The sequence below is a fragment of the Streptomyces durocortorensis genome (assembly GCF_016901035.1).
Classification (GTDB): Bacteria; Actinomycetota; Actinomycetes; order Streptomycetales; family Streptomycetaceae; genus Streptomyces; species Streptomyces durocortorensis.
Map to the genome: position 1 here is coordinate 13,109 of NZ_JAFEUF010000135.1, position 6,774 is coordinate 19,882.

The following is a 6,774-nucleotide window of genomic DNA, read 5'->3' on the forward strand; positions in this document are numbered from 1 at the left end:
GCCGGCGCCGGGCGGGGGGGGGGGGGGCGGTGGGGCTTGAGCATCGTGGCTCCTCGTGGGGGAGGGCTGGTCCGTGGGGAGTGCTGGTACGTGGGGGTACCGGCCGGACTCCGGGCGACCGCGCCCGGTTTGACATGAACGCGATTGGCGTTGCGGGAACCGTAGAAGGACTAGACCAGTTGGGTCAATGGTTCGGACCAATTCGCTGATCGTTCAGGGCCTCTTCACGCCTCCGACCTGCCCGTTGCCCCCGTGACGGAAGGCGTCCGATCGGGCATACTCAACGCTCCACAGCCGATCACCGCGCCCCCCGTGACCCGGGAGGGCAGGATCGGCTGCGCAGTCTGTTTTTCCCGGGATCACCTCCGGGAGATCACCCGGCGGCGCCTCTCCCACCCCGAGCGCGCGACCGTCGCAACGCCCGACAGGGAGGAGAGCGCCGTCATGTCCGACCGTGCCCCGCAGCCGGTGGAACGCCGTCTGCCCACCGAGGAGTCCCGGCAGCTCGTCGCGCTCGTCCGCGACATCGTGTCGAAGGAGATCGCTCCCCTGGCGGCCGAGGAGGAGGAAGCGGGCGTCTTCCCCCGTGAGGTCTTCACCCTCCTGTCCGAGTCCGGACTGCTCGGTCTCCCGTACGGCTCCGACCACGGCGGCGGTGACCAGCCCTACGAGGTCTACCTCCAGGTCCTGGAGGAACTGGCCGCCGCCCGGCTCACCGTGGGCCTCGGCGTCAGCGTCCACTCCCTCGCCTGCCACGCACTCGCCGGATACGGCACCGACGAGCAGCGGGCCGCGCACCTCCCGGCGATGCTCTCCGGCGGCCTGCTGGGCGCCTACTGCCTCTCCGAGCCCGCCTCCGGCTCCGACGCCGCCTCGCTGCGGACCAAGGCCGTGCGGGACGGGGACGAGTGGGTCATCACCGGGACCAAGGCGTGGATCACCCACGGCGGCGTCGCGGACTTCTGCACGGTGCTGGCCCGCACCGGCGTCGAGGGCCCCCGCGGCATCACGGCCTTCCTCGTCCCCGGCGACGCCGAGGGCCTGAACGCCGCCCTCCCCGAGAAGAAGATGGGGATGAAGGGCTCGCCCACGGCCCAGCTCCACTTCGACGGCGTACGGGTCGCCGACGACCAACGCATCGGCGAGGAGGGCCAGGGCTTCGCCATCGCCCTGTCCGCCCTCGACTCCGGGCGGCTCGGCATCGCCGCCTGCGCGATCGGGGTCGCCCAGGCCGCCCTGGACGAGGCCGTCCGCTACGCCACCGACCGGCGTCAGTTCGGCCGCCCCATCGCGGACTTCCAGGGGCTGCGCTTCATGCTCGCCGACATGGCCACCCAGATCGAGGCCGGCCGGGCGCTGTATCTGGAGGCGGCGCGGCTGCGCGACGCGGGGGAGCCCTTCTCCCGGCAGGCCGCCATGGCGAAGCTGTTCTGCACGGACGCGGCCATGCGCGTGACCACCGACGCCGTCCAGGTGCTCGGCGGCTACGGCTACACGCTCGACTTCCCGGTCGAGCGGCTGATGCGCGAGGCGAAGGTGCTCCAGATCGTGGAGGGCACCAATCAGATCCAGCGCATGGTCATCGCACGCCACCTCGCGGGGCCCGAGACGCGCTGAACCGCAGCGGTCCCTCCGACCACGCCGGCAGCGCCGCGGCCTGGACCCACTCCGGGTCGCGGCGGCCCGGCAGGGTCCGGCCCGAGATCTCCCACTGTCTGAGCAGCGCGCTGTAGATCGGCGGATCCACGGGGGCGCCCATCGGCGAGGTCCCCGTGGAGCGGGGCAGCGGCTGTGCGGGCGTTCCCGGCTGCGGAACCGATTCTTCGGAGGCGGGTGCGGCGAGCCGGCGGCGACCCGAACCGACTGGAGAATGCAGCGTGGTCATACGGGGCCAACGCGGCAGGGCGGGCCGGGGTCACTGCCCCGCCGATTCGAGCGCCCGTTCGCGGGGGCCCGTGCCCGGTGCCGGCGATCGGCGGGCGTGGGAGCTGCGGCACCACGGCGGCCGTCCGTCGTGGTGCTGGGCAGGGCGTACGGGGTGCGGGTCAGGCGGCCTCGCGCCGCATCCGCGGCACGCGCAGCGGGCGGGAGCCGGGTCCTCCGGCGTGCGAGAAGGGCTGCATCCGCCAGTCGAGGCCCTGGGGGAGCGTCAACAGCAACCCGGCCTCCTGCTCCTGGAGTTCCAGCGTCTCGTCCGCGGGCCGGGCCTCGCTCGCGCCGCGGCCGGTTCCGGCGCAGACGGTGAGGACGAAGGGGTTCCACGGTGTGGGGCACCGGGCGTGCTCCGGCAGGACGTCCTCGTCGGCCAGCAGCGCGATGGGCTGGGCGCAGTCCGGGCAGATCACCCGGACCATCTCGAACATGTCGTACGCGTCGAAGCCGCTGTCGTCGTCCGGATCGACAGGCTCCGGTTCGGTACGTTCGGTGAGCTTCAGGCTCTGCATGGAAATTCCCCCCTCGGGTGGGCCGACAAGGCGCCACGGCCTCGGCCACAGCAAGCACTTCCCGTCGCGCATGGCCGGTAACCGCCAGGCGGCCCGCTACCGACCCGCAACCCTGTGGCGTTCGTCACATGCCGCCCGCAGGTGCCGTTCCGTGACCTCCGAGACTGTGCCGAGCGGTGCCCGGGGCCATAGGTTGATCCGCATGGAGGAGCTGGACCGTCAGATCGTTGAGTTGCTCGTCAAGGACGGGCGGATGAGCTACACCGACCTGGGCAAGGCCACGGGCCTGTCCACCTCGGCGGTTCATCAGCGTGTCCGCAGGCTGGAGCAGCGCGGGGTGATCCGCGGCTATGCCGCGGTCGTCGACCCCGAGGCCGTCGGGCTGCCCCTCACTGCGTTCATCTCGGTGAAGCCGTTCGACCCGAGCGCCCCCGACGACATCGCCGAACGGCTCGCCGGGGTGCCCGAACTGGAGGCCTGCCACAGCGTCGCCGGGGACGAGAACTACATCCTCAAGGTGCGGGTGGCGACCCCGCTGGAGCTGGAGCACCTGCTCACCCGGATCCGTACGCTCGCCGGCGTGTCCACCCGGACCACCGTCGTCCTGTCCACCCCGTACGAGGCCCGGCCCCCGCGGATCTGAGTCCCGGAACGCCGGGACCGGGCCACTCCCGCGGGACGGGCGCCCGCAGGTCCGGGCGCTGGCCTCCGCCGCTCCGGAGGGGGCCGCGGTCCGGGCGGCCCCCGCCAGGCGCGAGACTGGTCCCATGAGCCAGAGCACCGCCCCCCAGAGCACCCCCGCCGACCGCACCGTCCTGCTGCGCGGCGGAGACGTCCACAGCCCCGCCGACCCGTTCGCCACCGCGATGGTCGTCGAACGCGGGCATGTCGCCTGGGTGGGGTCCGAGGGGGCCGCCGACGCCTTCGCGAGCGGCGTGGACGAGGTGGTCGACCTCGAAGGCGCCCTGGTCACCCCGGCGTTCACCGACGCCCATGTGCACACCACCGCCACCGGCCTGGCGCTGACCGGACTCGACCTCTCCGGCGCCCGCACCCTGTCCGAGGCGCTCGGCCTCGTCCGCGCGTTCGGACACGGCCGTGCCCCCGGGGACGTCCTGCTCGGACACGGCTGGGACGCCGCCCGCTGGCCCGAGCGGCGCCACCCCTCGCGCGCCGAGCTCGACGAGGCGGCAGGCGGCCGGGCCCTCTACCTGCCGCGCATCGACGTGCACTCCGCGGTCGTCACGACGGCCCTGCTGGACCTGGTCCCCGGCGTCACCGCGATGAGCGGATATCACCCGGACGGGCCGCTGACCGGCGACGCCCACCACGCGGTGCGGGCCGCCGCCCACAACGCGCTCCCGGCCGCCCAGCGCGCCGCCGCCCAGCGCGCCGCCCTCGACCACGCCGCCTCCCTCGGCATCGGCAGCGTCCACGAGTGCGCCGGGCCCGAGATCTCCGACGAGGAGGACTTCACCGCCCTCCTCGCGCTGGCCGCCGAGCGGCCGGGGCCGCGCGTCTTCGGCCTCTGGGCCGAGGAGGTCGCGGACGAGAAGGACGCCCGTCGTATCCGCGAACTCGGCGCGATCGGCGCGGCCGGAGACCTGTTCGTCGACGGCTCCCTCGGCTCGCACACCGCCTGCCTGCACGAGCCCTACGCGGACGCCCCGCACACCGGCACCGCCCACCTGGACGCAGCCCGGATCGCCGCCCATGTCACCGCCTGCACCGAGGCGGGCCTCCAGGCGGGCTTCCACGCCATCGGGGACGCCGCGGTCACCGCCGTGGTGGACGGGGTCCGGGCCGCCGCCTCGACGCTCGGCCTCGACCGGATCCGGGCCGCCCGCCACCGTGTCGAACACGCCGAGATGCTCACCCCCGAGACCATCGCAGCCTTCGCGGAGCTGGGCCTCACCGCCTCCGTCCAGCCCGCCTTCGACGCCGCCTGGGGCGGCCCGGACGGGATGTACGCCGAGCGCCTCGGTGCGGAGCGGGCCGCCTCCCTCAACCCGTACGCGGCGCTGCTGCGCGCCGGAGTGCCGCTCGCCTTCGGCTCCGACAGCCCCGTCACGCCGCTCGACCCCTGGGGCACCGTGCGGGCCGCCGCCCACCACCGCACGCCGGAGCACCGCGTCTCGGTCCGCGCCGGGTTCACCGCCCACACCCGGGGCGGCTGGCGCGCCATCGGCCGCGACGACGCGGGCCTCCTGGTGCCCGGCGCCCCGGCCGACTACGCCGTCTGGCGCACCGCCGAACTCCTGGTCCAGGCCCCCGACGACCGGGTCGCCCGCTGGTCCACCGACCCCCGGTCCGGCACGCCCGGCCTGCCGGATCTCACGCCCGGGGCCGACCTGCCCGTCTGCCTGCGGACCGTGGTCCTCGGACAAACAGTCTACGTGCGACCGAACGAGTGACGTCGGGACATTTCGTACCGCCGATCGATGGCCCGATCACCGGTCCACGACCTGCGCCCCTTCAGCACTGACCAGGCCATTTCAGGAAAAGTCGCAGGTCGCACGGCTGTTGACAGAAAGCGCCCACGGGCCGGTAGGTTCGGCCGGGTCCACCACAGGACGTCCGACCGGTTAAACCTCCACGCAGTCGTCGAACGCCGCTGGGTCATGAGGCGGTGTGCCGCACCGGCGCACCACCGCTGACAGCCAGGTTCAGCGCCCGCGCCTCGGGGGCGAGGGAAGGGTTCAGCCGGACGGAGGGTGTGACCCGGGTGGGGCCCGGACGTTCAGTAGACAACGGCTTTCGGTCGACCCGCAGCCAGCGGGTCCCAGGTCGGCCCGAAGGGCGCCGGGCCCCGATCCGCAGTTCCACCGTGGGGGCGCGTCCCGCCGGCCGGTGTGCTGGATATGGTGTCCCCCTGTGTACGGACTCTAAGGGGCAGTAGTGAACGACGGCGGTCAGAGGCAGTTCGGCCCGCTCGGCAAGGTCCTGGTGATCATTCCGACCTACAACGAGGTCGAGAACATCAAGCCGATCGTCGACCGGGTGCGCACCGCCGTCCCGGACGCCGACATCCTGGTGGCCGACGACAACAGCCCTGACGGCACCGGCAAGGCCGCCGACGAGATCGCGGCGGCCGACGACCGGGTCCACGTCCTGCACCGCAAGGGCAAGGAAGGGCTCGGCGCCGCCTACCTCGCCGGCTTCGCCTGGGGTGAGGAGCGCGGCTACGGCGTGCTCGTCGAGATGGACGCCGACGGCTCCCACCAGCCCGAGGAACTGCCCCGGCTGCTCACCGCGCTCAAGGGCGCCGACCTGGTCCTGGGATCCCGCTGGGTGCCCGGCGGCCGCGTGGTGAACTGGCCCAAGAGCCGCGAGGTCATCTCGCGCGGCGGCAGCCTCTACTCCCGGCTCGCCCTCGGCCTCTCCGTCCGGGACGTCACCGGCGGCTACCGCGCCTTCCGCACCGAGACCCTGAGCGGCCTCGGACTGGGCGAGGTCGCCTCGCAGGGCTACTGCTTCCAGGTGGACCTCGCCCGCCGCGCCGTCGAGGCGGGCTACCACGTGGTCGAGGTCCCCATCACCTTCGTCGACCGGGAGATCGGCGACTCGAAGATGAGCCGGGACATCCTCGTCGAGGCGCTGTGGCGGGTCACCGGCTGGGGCATCACCTCCCGCGCCAACAAGGTCCTGGGCCGCAAGACCCTCTGACGCCCTCAGGGTCCGCCGGCCGGTCGGCTTCATGATCACCCCCTTACGCCGCTTGCACGCCGGTACGGGCACACTGGGGGCATGACGACCGGCACTCCGCCCCCGACCCGTCCCCGGCGCTCGCGCGCCCGTAGATTCCTGCCGCTGGCCCTGGCCGCCTGGCTGGTCCTGGAGATCTGGCTCCTGACCCTGGTCGCCTCGGCCGCGGGCGGCCTCACGGTCCTGCTGATCCTGGTGGCCGGAGCCGTGCTCGGCGCCGTGGTCATCAAGAGCGCCGGCCGGCGTGCCTTCAAGAACCTGACCGAGACCCTCCAGCAGATGCCGGGACAGCCCGGCCGCCCCGCCACGCCCTGGGGCGCCCCCGCGGGCGGCAAGGGCTCCCGGGGCAACGGACTGCTGATGCTGGGCGGTCTGCTGCTCCTGATCCCCGGCCTGATCTCGGACGCGGCCGGTCTCATCCTGCTGGTGCCGCCGGTGCGCACCATGATCAGCCGGTACGCGGAGCGCTCGCTGGAGAGCCGGATGCGGGCCGCGACGCCGGGCAGCCTCTCGGACGCCTTCCAGCAGGCCAGGATGCACCGCCCGGACGGGAAGGTCGTCCAGGGCGAGGTCATCCGCGAGGACGGCCCCCAGACGCCCGGCGGTCCCGACGACCCCCAGGGCC

The 6,774-nt window shown here is 73.5% G+C and carries 6 protein-coding genes; 5 read left to right on the top strand and 1 reads right to left on the bottom strand.

Annotation, left to right across the window (positions count from 1 at the left end):
• The first annotated feature begins 444 nt into the window (after window positions 1–444).
• Entirely contained in the window at window positions 445–1,617 is a 1,173-nt protein-coding gene (locus tag JS521_RS22960) for an acyl-CoA dehydrogenase family protein (RefSeq protein ID WP_205084831.1), read from the top strand.
• A 428-nt stretch (window positions 1,618–2,045) separates the two neighbouring features.
• Here JS521_RS22960 and JS521_RS22965 read toward each other — a convergent pair whose 3' ends face one another.
• Window positions 2,046–2,444 carry a hypothetical protein gene (locus tag JS521_RS22965; protein WP_205084832.1) on the bottom strand — a complete coding sequence of 133 codons (399 nt, stop codon included), beginning with the start codon at window positions 2,442–2,444 and terminating at the stop codon, window positions 2,046–2,048.
• Window positions 2,445–2,646: 202 nt separating this feature from the next.
• On the opposite strand from JS521_RS22965, the gene JS521_RS22970 reads away from it, so the two are divergent.
• From JS521_RS22970 to fxsA, 4 genes are all read left to right on the top strand, one after another.
• Window positions 2,647–3,087, top strand: a complete 441-nt coding sequence (locus JS521_RS22970; RefSeq protein WP_010057405.1) for an Lrp/AsnC family transcriptional regulator — start codon at window positions 2,647–2,649, stop codon at window positions 3,085–3,087.
• Window positions 3,088–3,211: 124 nt separating this feature from the next.
• Window positions 3,212–4,858, top strand: coding sequence for an amidohydrolase (locus JS521_RS22975; protein ID WP_205084833.1), 1,647 nt, complete (start codon window positions 3,212–3,214; stop codon window positions 4,856–4,858).
• A 484-nt stretch (window positions 4,859–5,342) separates the two neighbouring features.
• Window positions 5,343–6,110, top strand: a complete 768-nt coding sequence (locus JS521_RS22980; RefSeq protein WP_205084834.1) for a polyprenol monophosphomannose synthase — start codon at window positions 5,343–5,345, stop codon at window positions 6,108–6,110.
• 81 nt (window positions 6,111–6,191) lie between these two features.
• On the top strand, window positions 6,192–6,774 hold a 583-nt coding region (fxsA, locus tag JS521_RS22985), incomplete at its 3' end, for an FxsA family membrane protein (protein ID WP_205084835.1).